Source organism: Emticicia sp. W12TSBA100-4 (genome assembly GCF_040253585.1).
Taxonomy (GTDB): domain Bacteria; phylum Bacteroidota; class Bacteroidia; order Cytophagales; family Spirosomataceae; genus Emticicia.
This window is the reverse complement of the sequence record NZ_JBELAU010000006.1, coordinates 142,642-160,717: the sequence shown is the minus strand read 5'-3', so window position 1 is coordinate 160,717 and position 18,076 is coordinate 142,642. Positions and strand designations below refer to the sequence as shown.

Annotated in this window: 15 protein-coding genes and 1 CRISPR repeat array (1 of these 16 cut by a window edge); of the genes, 2 read left to right on the top strand and 13 right to left on the bottom strand. The window is 37.5% G+C overall.

Annotated features, from left to right (window positions below; translation table 11 throughout):
• The 12 genes from ABR854_RS09885 to ABR854_RS09830 all read right to left on the bottom strand — a co-directional run bounded on the left by ABR854_RS09885 (nt 1) and on the right by ABR854_RS09830 (nt 14,597).
• Nucleotides 1-1,380 (bottom strand): acyclic terpene utilization AtuA family protein, encoded by a 1,380-nt coding sequence (locus tag ABR854_RS09885; RefSeq protein WP_350265238.1) that lies wholly within the window; start codon nt 1,378-1,380, stop codon nt 1-3.
• On the bottom strand, nt 1,377-2,672 hold the full coding sequence (locus tag ABR854_RS09880; protein ID WP_350265237.1) for a CitMHS family transporter: 1,296 nt from the start codon (nt 2,670-2,672) through the stop codon (nt 1,377-1,379). The genes ABR854_RS09885 and ABR854_RS09880 overlap by 4 nt, the downstream gene beginning before the upstream one ends.
• Nucleotides 2,673-2,799: 127 nt before the next feature.
• Nucleotides 2,800-4,437: a sulfatase family protein gene (locus ABR854_RS09875; RefSeq protein ID WP_350265236.1), complete on the bottom strand. Its 1,638-nt coding sequence runs from the start codon at nt 4,435-4,437 to the stop codon at nt 2,800-2,802.
• 21 nt (nt 4,438-4,458) lie between these two features.
• A complete protein-coding gene (locus ABR854_RS09870) occupies nt 4,459-5,325 on the bottom strand; it encodes an alpha/beta hydrolase (protein ID WP_350265235.1) in 867 nt (288 codons plus the stop codon).
• Between the two features lie 12 nt (nt 5,326-5,337).
• Nucleotides 5,338-6,354, bottom strand: a complete 1,017-nt coding sequence (locus ABR854_RS09865) for an alpha/beta hydrolase (RefSeq protein ID WP_350265234.1) — start codon at nt 6,352-6,354, stop codon at nt 5,338-5,340.
• Nucleotides 6,351-6,842: an HI_0787 family protein gene (locus ABR854_RS09860; RefSeq protein ID WP_350265233.1), complete on the bottom strand. Its 492-nt coding sequence runs from the start codon at nt 6,840-6,842 to the stop codon at nt 6,351-6,353. The genes ABR854_RS09865 and ABR854_RS09860 overlap by 4 nt, the downstream gene beginning before the upstream one ends.
• 142 nt (nt 6,843-6,984) lie before the next feature.
• Nucleotides 6,985-8,499, bottom strand: coding sequence for a carboxylesterase/lipase family protein (locus tag ABR854_RS09855; protein ID WP_350265232.1), 1,515 nt, complete (start codon nt 8,497-8,499; stop codon nt 6,985-6,987).
• Nucleotides 8,500-8,509: 10 nt separating this feature from the next.
• On the bottom strand, nt 8,510-9,442 hold the full coding sequence (locus ABR854_RS09850; RefSeq protein WP_350265231.1) for a prolyl oligopeptidase family serine peptidase: 933 nt from the start codon (nt 9,440-9,442) through the stop codon (nt 8,510-8,512).
• 5 nt (nt 9,443-9,447) lie between these two features.
• Nucleotides 9,448-10,941, bottom strand: a complete 1,494-nt coding sequence (locus tag ABR854_RS09845) for a DUF1593 domain-containing protein (RefSeq protein WP_350265230.1) — start codon at nt 10,939-10,941, stop codon at nt 9,448-9,450.
• 36 nt (nt 10,942-10,977) lie between these two features.
• Entirely contained in the window at nt 10,978-11,847 is an 870-nt protein-coding gene (locus ABR854_RS09840) for an alpha/beta hydrolase (RefSeq protein ID WP_350265229.1), read from the bottom strand.
• A 100-nt stretch (nt 11,848-11,947) separates the two neighbouring features.
• Complete coding sequence (locus ABR854_RS09835; protein WP_350265228.1) at nt 11,948-12,910, bottom strand: sugar phosphate isomerase/epimerase family protein; 963 nt, start codon at nt 12,908-12,910, stop codon at nt 11,948-11,950.
• A gap of 55 nt (nt 12,911-12,965) precedes the next feature.
• Entirely contained in the window at nt 12,966-14,597 is a 1,632-nt protein-coding gene (locus tag ABR854_RS09830) for a carboxylesterase/lipase family protein (protein ID WP_350265227.1), read from the bottom strand.
• Between the two features lie 108 nt (nt 14,598-14,705).
• Here ABR854_RS09830 and ABR854_RS09825 point away from each other — a divergent pair, with 108 nt between their 5' ends.
• Nucleotides 14,706-15,404 carry an NUDIX hydrolase gene (locus ABR854_RS09825; RefSeq protein ID WP_350265226.1) on the top strand — a complete coding sequence of 233 codons (699 nt, stop codon included), beginning with the start codon at nt 14,706-14,708 and terminating at the stop codon, nt 15,402-15,404.
• A 114-nt stretch (nt 15,405-15,518) separates the two neighbouring features.
• Here ABR854_RS09825 and ABR854_RS09820 read toward each other — a convergent pair whose 3' ends face one another.
• Nucleotides 15,519-15,797, bottom strand: coding sequence for a LytR/AlgR family response regulator transcription factor (locus tag ABR854_RS09820; protein ID WP_350265225.1), 279 nt, complete (start codon nt 15,795-15,797; stop codon nt 15,519-15,521).
• Nucleotides 15,798-15,973: 176 nt separating this feature from the next.
• Here ABR854_RS09820 and ABR854_RS09815 point away from each other — a divergent pair, with 176 nt between their 5' ends.
• A complete protein-coding gene (locus ABR854_RS09815) occupies nt 15,974-17,266 on the top strand; it encodes a hypothetical protein (RefSeq protein WP_350265224.1) in 1,293 nt (430 codons plus the stop codon).
• 177 nt (nt 17,267-17,443) lie between these two features.
• Nucleotides 17,444-18,076: direct repeats of the CRISPR family, unit length 37 nt; unit sequence GTCTTAATCCTTATTCTACTGGAAGACGGTTTCTGTT (it continues 4,746 nt past the right edge of the window).

The following is an 18,076-nucleotide window of genomic DNA, read 5'->3' as shown; positions in this document are numbered from 1 at the left end:
TCAGCTTTTAAAATAAGCCACTATTGGTCTGATTTTACTTCTATCAACCAAAACCGATATTATGCCGATTACTTCATTGACGTATTTTCTTACGCCACCACCACCCGCTGGACCGTTGGTGTAAAGAGCTTCAACTTCTTCGCCAACAAGTGCTGCATCTGCTTGGGTTTTTGCTTTGGCAGCTACTCGGAGTCTGACTTCAGCCCTCCCCACCCCCGATGGGGGAGCTTGATTATCAAATGTAGAATTTATGCCTACAAAATCAATTTGTAGTTCATCAAAAAATCCCCCATTGGGGGTTAGGGAGCTTCTATTTTTAATAATTTCACCTGCTAATTTCGCTCTTTCATAGGCGGCTGGACCAGCATACGAGATTTCTCCTTCACCTTGCCAAAATGCTTTGTAACCAACGCTTACTTTGTATGTTTTTGGTTTTTCTTTTCCACCTCCGCCTGTTACCCGAACTTGGTTTTGTGCAATTTCTTCCAATTTTGCACTTTTAAAATCGGCAATGACATCGGGGGTATAATATTCGTTCGGATTGATTACTTCGTAAAGCAATTGTTCTTTGGCAGTTTGTAGATTAATTATACCACCAGTTCCTTCTACTTTGCTAATAATTGCCGAGCCATCAGCAAAAACATCAGCGAATGGATGTCCCAAATTTTCCATGTTTTCGACTGGTTTTTTGATTGGGTCGGCAAAATATCCACCTGTAATATGCCCTGCACATTCCATCAAATGCCCGATTACTGTGCCTTTACCCATTAAATTATAGTTATCGGTTTTCCACCCAAATTCATGAACCATCGGTGCAAGAAAAAGCGAAGGGTCGGCAACACGGCCTGTGATAATTATCTGAGCATCAGCTTTTAAGGCCTCTAAAATGCCTTCAATGCCAAGGTAAGCGTTAGCGGAAATGATTGGTGACTGGTTATTGGTGACTGGAGATTGGTGCTTTTTTATTAGTTCAAGAGCAATATCTTCATTTCCAAAAATCTCAAAACTTTCACTTTTTAATTTATCATTCATGTCATCGCCGTGTATCGCAGCAACTTTCACTTTTAATCCTTGTTTTTGAGCAATTTCAATGGCTTTTTTTGCACCTTCAATTGGATTTGCTGCACCCATATTGGTTATTAAACAAATATTATTTTTGACCAAATGAGGCAAAAGAGTTTCTATTCTACGCTCCAGTAATGGGTCGTAGCCTTTGGTTGGGTCAGTCATTTTGCGTTTGTTGGCGAGTGCAATCGTGCGTTCGGCCAAACATTCTAACACCAAATAATCTAATTCTCCCTTTTCGGCAAGAATAATGGCTGGTTCGATTCTATCGCCCGAAAATCCTGCTCCGCAACCTATTCTGATTTTATTTTTCATAAATGTATCGACCCCGTTAAAATTGCCACAATCGTCATTACAATTGTTGTTCCCCAAGCCCATGTAAAGGTATGGCGTTGGTGTTCACCTAAATCAACTTCTGCCAAACCTACCAATAGGAATGTTGAGGCGGTAAGTGGACTAATAGGAAAACCAACCGTCATTTGCCCGAGTAAAGCTGCTCGCCCGATTTCGAGTTGGTCAATACCAAATTGAGTTGCGGTCTGACTCAAAATTGGCACAACTCCAAAATAATAAGCATCGGGAGTAAATAACATACTGGCTGGTAAACTTGTGATAGCTGTAAGGGTAGGTAAAAGATTTGCATGGTTTTGCGGAATCAATGCGACCAAAGCATTAGCCATTTCTTCAATCATTTTTGAGCCTGTCAATATTCCAGAGAAAATTCCTGCGGCAAAAATCATACTTGAAACCATAAAGATATTTGTGCCGTGAGCCTTCATAACTTTCTGCTGGTCAGAGAGTTTTGGGTAGTTTATTAGCAGTGCGATCATACTTGCCACTACAAAAAGTACAGATGCTGGAACCCAACCTTTCATTAAAGCAATGATTAGTGAAACTGTGAGTACTGCATTGAAAATAAGTAGTTTTGGTCTTCTTAAATCTCGTTGTTCAGTCGTAAGGTTTTCTTTATGATTATATTGAAAATCAATGATTCCGAGTCGCTTTCTTTCTTTTTTGCCGAAAATATAAGCCACAAAAAGCACCCAAACGATACCACCAATGATAGCAGGAATATTAGGGTTAAAAATATGAACGGTATCTGATTTTAAAGTCGAAATAGCTCTTGCCGATGTTCCTGACCACGGCACAAGGTGCATCGGTCCAACGCTCAATGCAACAATACTTGAAAGTACTAAACGATTGATTTTCAGTTGTTTATAAATAGGCAAAAATGCCGAAAGTACAATCATAAAGGTGGCAGTTCCATCGCCATCAAGATGCACAATCATTGTTAAAATTGCCGTTCCGACAATTACTTTCAGTGGGTCGCCTTTTACTGATTTTATGATAGTAGCTATCACTGGGTCAAAAAGACCAGCATCAAGCATTGTGGCGAAATATAGCACCGCAAACATCAATAAAATACCTGTCGGGGCAACTTGTTTGATTCCTGTAATGGCAAATTCTCCCAGTTCTTTGGGCGAAAAACCAGCAATTATGCCAAAGATTATTGGAGTTATGACCAAAGCTGTCATGACTGATAATCTTTTTGTCATTATCAATATTAAAAAGACAATAATTGTCGAGAAACCGAGTATTGCGAGCATATATATCTAATAATTGGCACGCTGATGACGCTGATACTATCGTAACGCTGATTTTCGCAGATTTATAAAAATCCGTATTTATCAGCGATGGTACATCCGTGTCATCAGCGTGCCATTTTTAATTTTTTTATCTAAAAATTTTACCTTGCTTTACCAGTTGGTCATACTTTTCAATATACATTTTGTCCAAAGTTTCAGAGTCCTTGTATTTCACACGAAGAGCAGCCAATTTTTTGTGCAATTCAGCTTTGACTTTGGCGTATTTAGGGTCGTTGTAAACGTTTGTCATTTCGTTTTTATCGTTTATACGGTCATATAATTCCCATTCATCGACATCATAATAGAAATGCACTAATTTGTATTTTTCCGTTACGATTCCGTAATGACGCTTCACCATGTGAACGCTCGGATATTCGTAATAATGATAATAAGCTGCATCACGGAAATTTTTGCCTTGACCTTTAAAGATAGGAATCAAACTTTCGCCTTGCATATCTGATGGGGATTTAATCCCCGCAGCTTCGAGGAAAGTTTGGGCAAAGTCAAGGTTTTGAACCATTTGTGAGTTTTTTGTGCCTGCTTTTATGACATTTGGCCATTTAACTAACAAAGGAGTTTTGAATGATTCGTCGAAAATAAATCGCTTGTCAAACCAGCCATGTTCGCCCAAATAAAATCCTTGGTCAGAGGTATAAACTACGATTGTGTTTTCTTCTAAATTGTTCTTTTTTAAGAAATCTAAAACCTGCCCGACCCCTTCATCTACCGAGGCGATGCTTCCCAAATAATCTTGCATATAGCGTTGATAACGCCATTTCATTTTATCTTTTTCGGTCATGTTTGGGTAACGTTTTATGAACTCTTCATTCATTTTTCCGTAGTGTTCGTCCCAAACTTTGCGTTGCTCAGCGTTCATTCTTCCCACGGTATAATTATAATTTCGTTTATCGTACGCGTGGGATTCTTTGATACCCAGTTTATCCATATTTTCAGGAAAAATCTTTGAGTCACCGGCCCAATTCATGTGCGTGAGTAGGTTCATTTCTGCCTCTTTTGAAGCTCGTCCACGACCTTCGTAATTATCAAAAAGGGTAGTCGGCTCAGGAAAAGTTTTCTTCAAGTATTCCTTAAAATGGCGTTCGGCGGGCAGCCATTCACGGTGGGGTGCTTTGTGTAAATAGGCGAGAAAAAAAGGCTTTTCTTCATCACGTTCGTTTTTTAACCAATTCAAAGTAATGTCCGTGATGAGGTCGGTTACATAACCAGTAAGTTTCTTTTTACCTTCTTTTTTTGTTATAAAATCGGGGTTGTAATAATCGCCTTGGTCGGGTAAAATCTGAAATTCATCAAAACCTTTCGGATTGTTTCCGAAATGCAATTTTCCAAACATAGCGGTCTGATAACCAGCCTTTTGTAAAATTTGTGGAAAAGTAATGTTAGTCGTGTCAAACGGAAAATAATTGTCAATTTTTCCATTGAGATGGCTATGTTTTCCAGTCAAAATTACTGCTCTTGATGGGGCACAAATCGAATTGGTTACGCAGGCATTCGTAAATAACATTCCTTCTTTGGCAATTCGGTCGATGTTTGGCGTTTGCGTGAGTCGTGTATCATATGCCGAAATTGCTTGATAGGCATGGTCATCCGACATGATGAAAACTATGTTGGGTCGGACCATCGTATGGCGTTTTTTTTGGGGTTTGAAGGCAACAATTCCAACAGAGACCAAACCAACAGCGAGAAAAAATAAAATTATTTTTTTCATCTTTTTGTGAGTTAAAAGGTTTTATTCTACCGTTACTCCATTCTTTTTTAAGAAATTATGGAAGAAAAGCACATGATAAGGCAGTGAGTTTTCCCAATATGGCCATGTGTGAGCTCCAGGGCGTTCGGTATAATCATGTGAAACTCCTGCATAGAGCAATCGACTATGTAGTTCACGATTTGTATCAATCAAGAAATCGTCAACACCACAATCAATAGTAATTGGCATTGCATTTTTCTTGATGGCATCAACCATATTTACAATCGAATTTTTCACAAAAACATCTTGATAAATGTCTGAAGTACCTAAAACTTTCTCAAATCCTTGTTTTAACGATTTTGTAAAATCAGCGTTTATTTTGAATTTAGTATAATTCATATCCATTACACCGCTCATCGTTCCGGCTGCACTAAATAAATCAGGGTGACGAGTAGCAAAATACATCGCACCATGTCCGCCCATCGATAGCCCCGTAATTACTCGGCCTTTATTGCTTTTAACAGTGCGGTAAGTAGCATCAATTTTCTGAATAACCTCTTTCGTAATATAGGTTTCAAATTTGCTATTTGGGTCAGAAGGACTATCTAAATACCAACTAAAAGTCTCTCCTTCGGGCATTACTATTATCAAGTTGTATTTGTCAGCAAGGTTTTTTACAAGGTTCTTGTCGGGTGTTGAAGTGAGCCAATCACGGAAGTGGCCACCGCCGCCATGAAGGAGATATAAAACTGGGTAACTCGATTGATTTTTTGAATAAGAAGCGGGTAAAACAACCGCTGCTTTGTAAGTTTTTTTCATTACAGCACTTGGCACATCAAGGCTATCAACGGTTGATGCTTTTGCGGTAAATGTGAATAGAATTAAAGCTAAATAGAGGAAATTACGCATAGTTTTGTTAGGTTAAAATTTCAAATAATCATTAAAAAATGGTAATAAATCATTCAATACACGTCCATCCATTGTCCAGATTTTATTGCCGTGGTCGCCGATGTATTCTTCGGAAAAATGATTGATACCAAGATTCTCTAAACGTTGACTCAGCATACCGATTTGAACAGGAAAACGTGGTGAATCATTTCTTCCCCAATCCAATTTGATAGCTGTCATTTTTCGTAGATTATCGGCATATTTATCGACCATATAGACAGGCATGTTTGCTTCCCATTTTTCTAAAATTGGCTGATTGACAATCATTTTATCTCCTTCGTAGCTAAACGGAAAATCACAGAAAAATGGCGGTTTATTTGGGTTCGGCGACCAAGCACGCCCAACAGCAACCAAAACTTTTGGATAATAAGTTTTCTTTAAATCTTCGACCGTTTTTACGTTTTGGACGTCTTTGAAAGAATTACTATTTGGCCCAAATTCCTTTACCATTGCCAGCAACCCTGGACTGAGTGCATAAATACTACTAAAAACTTCGGGGTGAAGCATACCGATTTTGAAAGCTCCATAACCTCCCATCGAATGCCCCGCAATGCCTCGACTTTCACGGGTGGCGAGCGTTCGGTAGTTTTTATCCATATATTCTACCAATTCTTTGCTCTCAAACTCATCCCAATTGCCTGTTAGTGAAGAGTTTGAATAAAAACTTCCTTCAAAAAGCGTGTATTGGTCAGCTTGAACAAAAATGAAAGGTTTGATTTTCTGGCGAGCAATGCCTTCATCCAGAATCTTTTGCATTTGCGGAAAAATATTGTCTTTTCCCATGAATCCATGCAAGTAGTAAATGACAGGGTAACGCTGCGTTGAAGCATCATAATTAGGCGGTAAATACACCGATACTTTACGATTTGGGTCTTCGCCGCCTGTGTTTTGTAAGGCTTTTGAGTTAATTGTAAAACTTACCACTTTGCCAGTTTGGGCAAAAGTGATAAGTGATAAGTGAAGAATAAGGAATAGAAGTAGTTTTTTCATTTGTTTTTGAATAAGTCTTTGGCGTATAACAATAAAAATTTGTCAATTTCTTTTAGGCTTAAATCAGATAAGCCGTAGTATGCTCTAAAACTCATTAGGATTGTTTTAAATCTTTCATATTGTTTCAGTTCAACGTTTCTGAAATTATAAAAACCAAATTCACGATATGCAATCAATAGTTTTTCGATATAACTATCAAAAAATGGAAATTCTTCAGGATTGTGCCAACTGCAATACTTTGTAGCAAAAGCATAGAAATTTATCTCTTTGCCTGTCTCACTTTTCAATGAAGCAATCCCGTGTCCAGTTGCAATTTTTGGAATAATACTTATGTCACCATTGATTAGTGCATCATCAAGATTTAAACTTTGAATGTGTTTAGCAACATTAAGCGTATCATAGATATTTGTACTGTATAAAGAATTGATAGAATCAATTTTCAATTTTATTTCATCAATGTTTTTGTTTTCGGGAAACCTATTTAGCAAAGTTTTAGGGCATTTTCAATCGAAATGTGCTTTTCGTTTGCATCGAATTTATTCAAATAATATTCGATAAATTCAGGAGTAGGTTTCTGTGGTATCATCATTTATTTTTCAAAGAAAAATCATTGCTTAATTAAGTACAGCTTTATTTCCCCGAATTCATTTCTAAAAAATCAAACTCCTTTTTAAATAAACCTTGTTTAATTTCAACTTTATCGCCCAAAATCATGACATTTCCTGCTTGTTTGTCATAAGTTTTCCATACGGGCAAACCTGCACCGTTAGGATTGCCAGTTTTGGCAAAATTTATCCAATAAGAAGCCATTGTATTTTCTAAATCCTTATCCAGTTGTTGCCAATCTCGTTTCCAAGTATGAAGTGTGTGCAAAGCATAAGGCACTTCGGAGGTATGAAAAGCACCATAATTTGGGAAATTAGGCTTATCGGGCGGAACGTGGCTAAAATGATATAAATAAGAAGGTTTATTGGTGAAAGTGGCCAACAAATGTGAAGGCATACCCGCAAAACCAAGCAAACCTTGTTTCAATTTTGCTTCTTTGGCTTCTTCGTCAGTTGAGGCAGGGAAAATACTCAGAAATTCATCTGCTTTTGCTCCGTATTTGGTTTGAGCTTCTTTTTTGTAATCCTCTAAACTTGCTTTTGGAACGCCCATTAAACTGCCATCACCTGTAACCCAACCTGTCATGATTGGTACTTGGTTGTGTTTGCCGTTTTTGAAATGCTCAAAAATATTTGTTGGTAGTACATAGCCGTCCATCGTTGTTCCGAATCGGCCAAAACCTTGCAAATTACTTGCTTTTTGAATCTCGTCAGCCGATTTTTTTCTCAATTCAGCAATCGAAGTACAATTTACTTTTTCCATAAATTTCACGCCTTGTTGTTCCGATTCTGCCAAGTTTTGACTAAATCTGTTGGATAAAAGTCCGCCGCTTTGTGGAATCGCTTTATGAAATAAACCTTTTGTCAAAGGCGAAGCAATCATAGCATTTACGCTAAATGCTCCTGCCGATTGCCCAGCGATTGTAACATTATTAGGGTCACCACCAAAAGCTGCAATGTTTTTTTGAACCCATTTCAAAGCCGCAATTTGGTCGAGAAAGCCATAATTTCCAGAAGAATTATAGCCTGATTCTTTGCTCAATTCAGGGTGAGCCATGAAGCCCATAACACCAACTCTATAATTGATACTCACGAAGACTACACCTTTTTTTGCCATTTCTTCACCATCATAAATATCACAATTAGCCGAACCACTATTTAGTCCTCCACCATAAATCCAAACTAAAACTGGTTTTTTTTCTTTGTTTTTGCTTGAAGTCCAAACATTTAAGTAAAGGCAATCTTCGTTCAAAGGTTCTGGTTTAGCAATAAATTCTTCTGTCCAGCACGAAAAGGGCTGAGGTTTATTCTGAATCGGACTTGCCGAAAACTCAGTACATTTTTTTACATCACTCCAGTTTTGCACTGGTTGTGGAGCTTTCCAGCGAAACTCACCCACTGGCGGAGCAGCAAACGGAATACCCTTAAAGATTCGTAGGTTTTCTTTTGCATAACCCTCAACTTTGCCATTAGCGGTTTGAATGATGCTTTGGGCGAAGCTTGAAAATGAAATTAGGATGAGAAAAAGTAGTTTTTTCATAGTTTTGAAATTATTTTTTCATTTTCGATTTAAAAAATTCAATCATCTGAGTGTAATATTTATCAATCATCACTCCTGGGCCGTGTCCGCCGCCTTCAATAATTACTAACTCACTTTTTACACCTTCTTTTTGCAGTTTTTCGTAAAGTTTCTCGCTTTCACAATGGGGAACAAGTGGGTCTTTAGTTCCATGAAAAATTAGAAATGGAGGCGTGTTTTTACTTACATAACTTATTGGATTTGCGAGTGCAACTTTTTCTTTATTCTCTTGAATTGCACCACCAATTAGTGTAGATTCTGGTGATTTTGAATCGTTATGGCTAAATGAGCTGCCGCAAGCATCCATTAAAAGAAAATCACTTGGTCCAAACCAATCAACTATGGCATCAACATGGCTGCTTTCGCTTGTGAATTTTCCTACATTTCCTTCTAAATCTATGGGTAAATTATTGATTGTTGTAGTTTTTAGACCGCTTGTTACACCTGCCATTGTAGAGAGGTGTCCACCAGAAGAAAAACCAGTTGCTCCCAAAAATGAAGTATCTAACGAAAAGACCGAAGCATTGCCTCTGATGAAACGAATGGCTGCTTTAACATCATGTATTTGTGCAGGCCAAATTGCATCTCGACTCGAACGATGATTGATACTCACCACTGCAAAACCATTTTTTAGAAGTGTTTGCCCCAGTCCATCATTGAAACAAGTGCTTTTTGAAGAGTTTGAAAACCACGCACTACCGTAAATCGTAATTACCACAGGAAAAGGAGCTTTACCTTCTTTGGGCAAGAAAATATCTAATTTATGCCCAATTATTCCATCACCAGCATAATCAATATCAATCCATGATTTTGATGCTTCGATGGCAGATTTTGAATAATCAACTTTGGGTTGAGCAAAGCCACCATATGAAATTATCAATAAAAATAGTGTAAGGTTTTTCATAAAACTTAGTTTTTACAAGTGACAATGACTCTCTGATAACGTGTCAATTTAATATCATGAGTGTCAGAAACTTCCAAAATCAAATGAATAGTTTCTCCATTTTTTATATCAGAAGGCATCGTAAATGAAGCGTCTTTTTGGTTCGGATTATTGAGCGAAACTTTGCCACTGTAAGTATCAACTTCATCATATTGCCACCAACGGTATGTTAGTTTATCGCCATCTGGGTCGGTTGCTGTGCCACCTATTTTGATTATAGTATTTGGTTTTGCCGAAAGTTTTGAAGCATGATTTAATTTTACAATCGGAGCATGATTTGCATTTTTGTAGTCTTTTATGCACCAGTCAGCACGAGCGGCAAAATCGTTTTGAAGAGCTTCAATCCAACGAGTTTGCCCATAAGTTTTGTCCATTTTTTGTGTGTATGGATTATAGTCAGCCGCATTTTCTCCGTCTTCCCAACGTTTCGGATTTTGAGCAGACTGCACCAAACGACCTCCCCAACCACCATATTCTGGGTTATTGAGATTATCAAGTCCTACATTAATCAAGTGAAAATAAGCTGGCGAATCGCCTTCTGAAATGAAATCATACTGACCAAAACTGCCCCATTGCCCTGCTTTGATTTTTGATAAATCTCCGTGAATATGCTCGTCGTCGCCTACTTGCTTTTGTCCATCGCCATAGCTGTAATACATTTTAGTAAGTGGGCCATGATTATTGATGATATTATCGCTCATAAATTTGCCTTCGAGCAAATAGTGTTGACTTTCTGGAACAGCTTTTTGCCAGGCATACGCAAAACACCAAAATTGATTAGAATTGTATAAAACTTTTACATCTTTCCAGTTTACCGAAATGTATTTTCTGTAAGTAGCATCTTGGTCAAGAATGGCATAAATAATGGCTTTTTTGCAAACTTTTTGATAAATTTTGTTCCAGTTTGAGGTATTTTTATATTGTTCTTCGATAGACTTTAAGGCTCTGGCAATTGTATTCGTTCCGCCCCAAACCTGTAGGTATATTGGCTCGGTGGTGGCATCGAGTAATTTGTTTTTGATAAATTCTGAGCCTTCTGTTACTTGCTCCATTTCGCCTTCAAAATCAATATTTCCAACTTTGATTAAGCTACGCAATTGATTAGCAGTTGGATACCCAGTTGCGTGTTTCGTCAGGTTTGGATAAACTTTCTCATAAGCATTGATTAAATCTTGCATCCAACTTACACCTGGCCAACGAAGGTCCGTTTTTGCACCGTACATTTTCTTGGTCATATCCATTTCAGAGGTAAATTTCGTGCCTTTACCATCGCCTTTGTAATGCCACATTGAGCTACTATAAACCAACCCTTCGAGTTTAAATTCATTGGCATAAAGTAGCATTCTGATAAAAGAATCTACGTCATCAATCTCTCCATCGGTTGTTACGATGGTACGTGGTTTTTGAGAAAAACCAGCAAGAGAAATAAAAATGAGTAGGAGAGAGATAGCTTTTTTCACGGTTGTTTAGTTTTTTGATATACATTAGAAGTGAAACTATTTCACATATCCTTGCATTTTTAGCCAGTTGCCGAAGTTTTCAATCCAGCCTTCGCTTGAAGTTTTGGTTTTATGCATCCCAAAACCGTGTCCACCTTTTTCATAAATATGTAGTTCGGCTGGTTGTTTGGCATCAAACCATTTTTTGTAAATATTAATGCTATGCGGCATAAAACCCAGTTGGTCGTCGCCCGCAACGGCTACGAAAATTGGAGTTTTTTCTTTAGGCATATTTGAGCCAATAATGGCGTTTTCGTAAGCGTAAATTGGTGCGACAAAATTTGGTCGGCTGGCATCATCAGCACTATAAACGACTGACATTGTGAGTGTTCCACCTGCCGAAAAACCCATAAAACCAATGCGTTTTGGGTCGATTTTATATTCAGCAGCGTGTTCACGAATATATTTTACGGCTTTCATTCCATCTTGTGTGGCAAGCGGAATAACGGGAGCATTTTCTTCATCAAGGGTTTTGAAATTGCTCATTTTACCCATGATTTCCTTCACTGGGTCTTCTGTAAAACTACGGGCAACTCTATATTTTAGCACAAAAGCTGTTACACCTTTTGCATTCAGCCATTTGGCCACATCAATGCCTTCACTATCAATTGAAAGGGTATGAAAAGCACCACCTGGGGCAATCACGACAGCAGTTCCATTTGGATTTTCAGGAACATAAGCCGTAATCGAAGGACGAGAAACATTATAAATAACTCTGGTATTGAAGAGATTTTTCTCCGAAACGGCTTCCTCCCAAGTCCAATTTTCTGAACCTGCTGGTTTCCCTTCATAGAGAAATATTTGTTTTTGTGCATTTGCTGACAACAAAATGCACAGTAGAGAAAGGGTTATAAGTAAGGTTTTCATAGAGAGAATTGAGAATTAAAAATTAGGAATTAAGAATGAGGTTTACTGGAATATTATCTTCAATAATTCTCAATTTTTAATTCCTAATTCTTAATTAAAATTAGATTTTACTTGTCAAAAACTCAGAGCTGCGTTTTAGGGCTACTTGCGGATTTGCCACCATATCTTGCTCGACGAAGAAATGCTCAACGCCAACTTCTTTTGCTTTTTTTACTATTCCTTGTAAATCAAGTACCCCATCACCAGCTGAAGCCATCAACGAAAACATTGGCATCCAGTCGCCCATACCGCCACCATCGCCCGCAAACTGCTTTTTCTCTTTCATATCTTTAATATGAAGCATTTTGTAGCGATTTGGGTATTTCGATAAATACTGGATTGGGTCGGCACCTCCACAGGTTGTCCAGAAAATATCCATTTCAAAGAACACCAAATTTGGGTCGGTATTGTCCAAAATAATTTGAAGTGGAACTTGTCCATTCATTGGTTTGATGCCATAACCGTGGTTATGATAGCCAAAACGGATACCGTTTTTCTTAGCTTCCGCTCCAATTTTATTGAATGATTCTGCAATTCGCTTATAATCGTCGAGTGTTTTTCGGCGGTCGTCTGGAATAGCAGGAAGCGTAACGTATTTATGGCCTAAGATGCTTGCGGCTTCGCCTAAAGCACTCATGTTTTGTTCCAGAGTGTCGAGGTCGATGTGCGTGCCTGGGCTACTCATACCGTGATCGTCAAGGATTTTCTTAACTTCTTTGGCCGATTTACCAAAATAGCCACTTCCCGAAAAACCAAGCATTTTCCCGGCTGCTTCCCAGCCTTTTTTTGCCTTTTCGGCACTAAATGGAAACGGTCCAAAGAGTTCAAGTTCTTTATAGCCTTGCGATTGCAGCATCATAATTCCAGCCATAAAATCTTCAGAAAGCATTTTTGGAATCGAAAAAAGTTGGATGCCCAATTTATTATCTTTCATTAAACCCGCCATTACTTCTGAAAATGGCGTCACGGCAGCCGCAGTTGCCAAAAGTGAAGTGTTTTTAAGAAATTCTCGTCTTGTTGTCATATTTTACCGATTTATAACGCTGGCAGGGTTCTAAACCCTGCCAGCGTTGAGTAAATTATTTATTCTTATAAGCTTTATCCAAAAACTCGTAACGAGCATCGTCTTTTGCTTTTTCGGTGCGAGATTCTATATCAATTATCATAACTGGTGGAGTAGCATCACCTGCTTTCGCAACTGTCCACTCTGGTAATTTCGCACCGTTTGGATTGCCAGTTTTAATAAAATTGGCAAAATAATTATTCATCGTTTCCGAAACCTTGTAGTCGTCGGCTGTCCAAGCATAATCCTTTACTAAGTGCAGGTTTCCCATACAATACTCAATTTCGCAAGCGTGTGGAGCTCCAACCGGTTTGGGTCTTGGGGCTGCTGCATCAGCTTTCACAGTTCCACCTGCCAAGCCCGAGCCTAATGTTTTATCTACTAATTCGGGGCGAATTTTGCTATATAAATAACGATAAACAGGTTGAGAAGAATTATTTCGGTGCAAATCGAACCACTTCCAAGTTGAATAAGAGATAAATCTATCGGAAGCCAAGGCAGTTGATGAAAGTATAACTTCCGCTTCGGTGCTATGAGGATATAATTTCAGAACTTCCTCAGCATTATCAGGATATTCTTTTTTTACTCTGGTAATAAAATTTTCGGTTGTGTTTGGCATTCCGTACATAAAAGCACCTCCAGGAATCTCGGCAGAATTCCAACCCAAAAGTAATGGTACTTGGGCTTGTTCTTTGGCCGCAAAAATTTGAGGAATTGTTTTTGGAAGAAAATAATTATCAATTACAATAGGAAAACCAAACATTTTCGATTCATCGAAAATTTCATAAATATCTCTTGCCGATAAAGCACGGAGTTGTTTGATACTTAGATTACCTGCTTTTTTTGCAAATTCAACGCCCATTTTTTCAGCTTCTGCTAACGTAACAGGAGCCATTGTTGGGTTAATTCCTGCACCACTTTCACCGATTGCACCCGCAATTAGGTTTCTGCCCAGTGGAGATGACATTTGCATACTTACACCAATCGAACCAGCCGATTCGCCCGCAATCGTTACCTTTTTTGGGTCTCCACCGAAAGCCGCAATGTTTTTGTTTACCCATTTCATGGCAGCTACTTGGTCGAGCATTCCGTAGTTTCCTGATGCCTTATAAGATGCTTCGGCACTTAATTCGGGGTGAGCCAAAAAGCCAAATACATTCAAACGATAATTACAAGTGACTACTATGATACCTTTTTTTGCCATTGATTCACCATCGTAGCGTGGCTCAGATGCATCGCCAGCTGAGTTTCCACCACCATAAAAATAGAGTAATACTGGTAAATCTTTGGTATTTCGCTTGGCTGGTGTCCAGACGTTGAGGTATAGACAATCTTCACTCAAGCCACTCGAACGAGAAGCCATATCACCAAAGACGATTTTTTGCATTGGTCTGGCACTAAATTTTTTAGTTTCTTTTACACCTTTCCAATTTTCGAGGGCCTGTGGTGCTTTCCAACGTAAATCTCCGACAGGTGGCTTCGCAAACGGAATTCCAAAATAGGTTTGAACACCAGTTTTGGTGTCGTAATTGCCTTCAATTGTACCATTTTCTATAGTAGTTTGAACCGCAAAGGTATTAATGCTTTGAGCGTGTGTTACCGTCGCTGCAAACATAATTAGGCTAAATAAACAGATTATTTTTTTCATTTGTAAGAGTAAAATTTTACTTATTGTCTCAATTTGCGACAATATTAATTAGTGTTTTAAAATAATCCTATTTATTTTTGAAAAAATTATAATTTAACAATAACTAAAGTGAATTCTAAAGGCTATCTAAAACACATTGCGTACGATTCGGTGGTTTTTGGTTTTTCGGGCGAAAAGCTGAAAATTCTGATAATGAAATACCATAATACGGGGCTTTTTGCTCTTCCTGGAGGTTTTGTGAAGCATGATGAAGACCTAAACGATGCCGTAAGGAGAGGTTTGAAAGAGCGAACGGGCTTAGATAATATTTATCTCGAACAGTTTTACGCTTTTGGAAGTGTATCACGCTACAAGCCTGAAATTATGGAGACCATAATGAAAGCCAATAATCAATCTTTGGAAGGATATTCTTGGCTTTTGGATAGATTTATTTCGGTGGCTTATTATGCTTTAATAAACTATGAAGATGTTGTGCCAACGCCCGATGCCTTGTCTGATTCATGCGATTGGTATGCTTTGGATGAATTACCAAATCTGATGCTCGACCATGCCAATATTGTCAATAAGGCTTTACAAACTTTGCGAGATAATTTGGAGCGTAAATTGGTTGGTATGAATCTTTTACCGACACTTTTCACCATGAAAGAATTACAACAAGTTTATGAAGCGATTTTGGGCGAAAAATTACACCGTGGTACTTTCCAAAGAAAAATATTAAGTCTGGGAATCTTGAAACGCCACGAAAAGCAATTTTCAGGAGCGGCACATAAAGCACCATTTCTGTATAGTTTTGAGTATAAAAATTAAAGAAAAATACCCCTACTGACTTTTGTAATTAAAAGTAGTAGGGGATTGTGAAGCGTGGATTCGTAAGAATATTTTTACTTTTTGAGGTGCAAAAGGTTGTTGGGTGTTTCGAGGTTAAATTATTTTTCGTCTGCGAGCAAGAGGTAATTCTAAACCTGAGGTCAGTACAACTTTGTTAAGCGGTCGAGGTTTTATCTCTTTGATAGAGTCTTTATTGACTGAAAAAGATTTATGAATACGAATAAAATGATTACTTTCTGACTCGCTCAAAAGTGCTTCACATTTTTTTAATGTATAAGCCATTACCTCTTTTCGACCGTTATTAAAATGAACTATCGTATAATTGACTGAGCCTTCGAGATGGCAAATATGCTCGGTATTTTTTGATTGCATGGTAGAAGAAAGTTAGATTTGTTTAGAAGTTTTACAGCAAAGAATTTAATGAATAGCGAAAGTTTTTTATCGAAGCAATTAATTCTTATTTTTGTTAGAATTCAATAAAAAAACTGTTTTGAAACTTTAACAAAACGTTTGGAAAAATATAAATGACTGAAAATTAGTGTTTTAACTTGAATGGGACGAATTTTGTGGATGGACAGCAATTAAAGACCTTACGACAAAAATTTATTGAAAAGGTCATCGAAGATTTCGGCGATGTTTATTTGCCTATACGGAAAAATGATTTTGAGAGCATCAATTTGTCGGCTTTGGTGGGGGCGATATTGAAGAATAATAAAGAAAGAATTCCTGAACATAAGTTAAAAGAGTTTTTGGTAAGTGAACAAACACTTCGCCGAATTTTTGAAGAACGAGATAAGGAAACAACCTTTCAACAGACTACTCGAAATTTTTTATCGCTTTATATTGGTTATCAGAACTACCAAGATTTTATACAAAATGCTGATTTTACTATAAAAACCTCAAAGGAGAATTCATATTGGCGGATAATTGGAATTGTGGTTTTGTTGTTTGGTTTGTTGATTGCAATTGCTTTTGTTTGGAGAAATAAATTTTTAAGCAATTCTATCGAAGGGAAATTGACAAAGGTGTTTTTTGAAAGCAATAAAGCACCGATTACAGTTAGGTTTAATTATCAATTCAATCACCATAACTTTGAACGTGCGATGCTTGATTATTCTTTGTGGAAGAAAAAAGATACGCTCGAACTTGATATAACAAAACAATCTACTTCAGTATGTTTTATGCACCCAACGGTGCGAACGGTAAGATTGGTGGCAGATGGAAAGGTGTTGGATTCTACTAAAGTTGTGATTCCTTCAGATGGTTGGGTGTGTGGCTATGAAGAGATCAATTACTTGCCATCTGAACAATGGAAGAAAAATGGCGTAGCTCATATCGCTAAAGAAGATTTACCCGATGCTGTTAGAGAGCAATCAATTTACTATTCGTTTGTTAAAAAAGTAGCAAATTTCGATAAAAATTTATCGTGTGATGAAATGGTTTTTGAAACTCGTCTCAAAAACCCTATTTCAGAAGGAGGAATCAATTGTAATGATGTTTCGGTGGTATTTACGGGAGAAAATCATAAATTTTTGTTAAATCTTACACAAAAAGGGTGTTCTCATTATGCTTACGTACATTTGCCCGATAAAGTGATCGGAGGTGAAAGTTATGATTTAAGTAAACTGGGAATAAATCTGGATGAATTTGTGCATTTGAAAATTGTCTTTAAAGATAAAAAACTTCAAATATTCATTGATAACCAACTTGCTTTTCAGACAAATTATGGCAAAAGTTTGGGGAAAATGCAGGCAGCTTACATTGGTTTCAAAGGCTTAGGATCAGTTGATTATGTAAAAATATTAGATAACAATAAGGTCTTGGAAAATGAAGGTTTTTGAGAGGGGGGAGAAGACAACAAAAAAGCACTCAAATTGAGTGCTTTTGCGACAAACGTTTTGCGGTCTGGACGGGACTCTGTAAGGTGTTTGTGGTCAATAAATTATACCTTAATAGTAAAACATTATAAAAAACTTTTTTTTATAATGTTAATATTCATAAACTGTTGTCCTATCAATATTTTAATCCTTATTCTACTGGAAGACGGTTTCTTTTTTATGGCAGATATTTCAGCTTGTAGTGGTTTAAAGCAGTCTTAATCCTTATTCTACTGGAAGACGATTTCTGTTAAAGAGAGCTATGAGCATGGGACAATCGGGAGATAGTCTTAATCCTTATTCTACTGGAAGACGGTTTCTGTTATCACTCACTCGGTGACTACACGTATTACATCGTCTTGTCTTAATCCTTATTCTACTGGAAGACGGTTTCTGTTAAAACATCGAAGAAAACGGCAAAACAAAGGTAAAAGCCGTCTTAATCCCTATTCTACTGGAAGACGGTTTCTGTTAAAATAAAAACGATTTAGGAGGGAAAATACCACCGCAAGCCGTGTCTTAATCCTTATTCTACTGGAAGACGGTTTCTGTTAAGTTCTAACTGGAATTATGATACATTCAATATTGTCTTAATCCTTATTTTACTTGAAGACGGTTTCTGTTCAGCAAATAACAAAGACTTTCAATCACTTTTAAGTCAGTTCTTAATCCTTATTCTACTGGAAGAATGTTTCTGTTATGTATTTGAACTTATTGAAAATAATTTAGCAACTATGTCTTAATCCTTATTCTACTGGAAGACGGTTTCTGTTA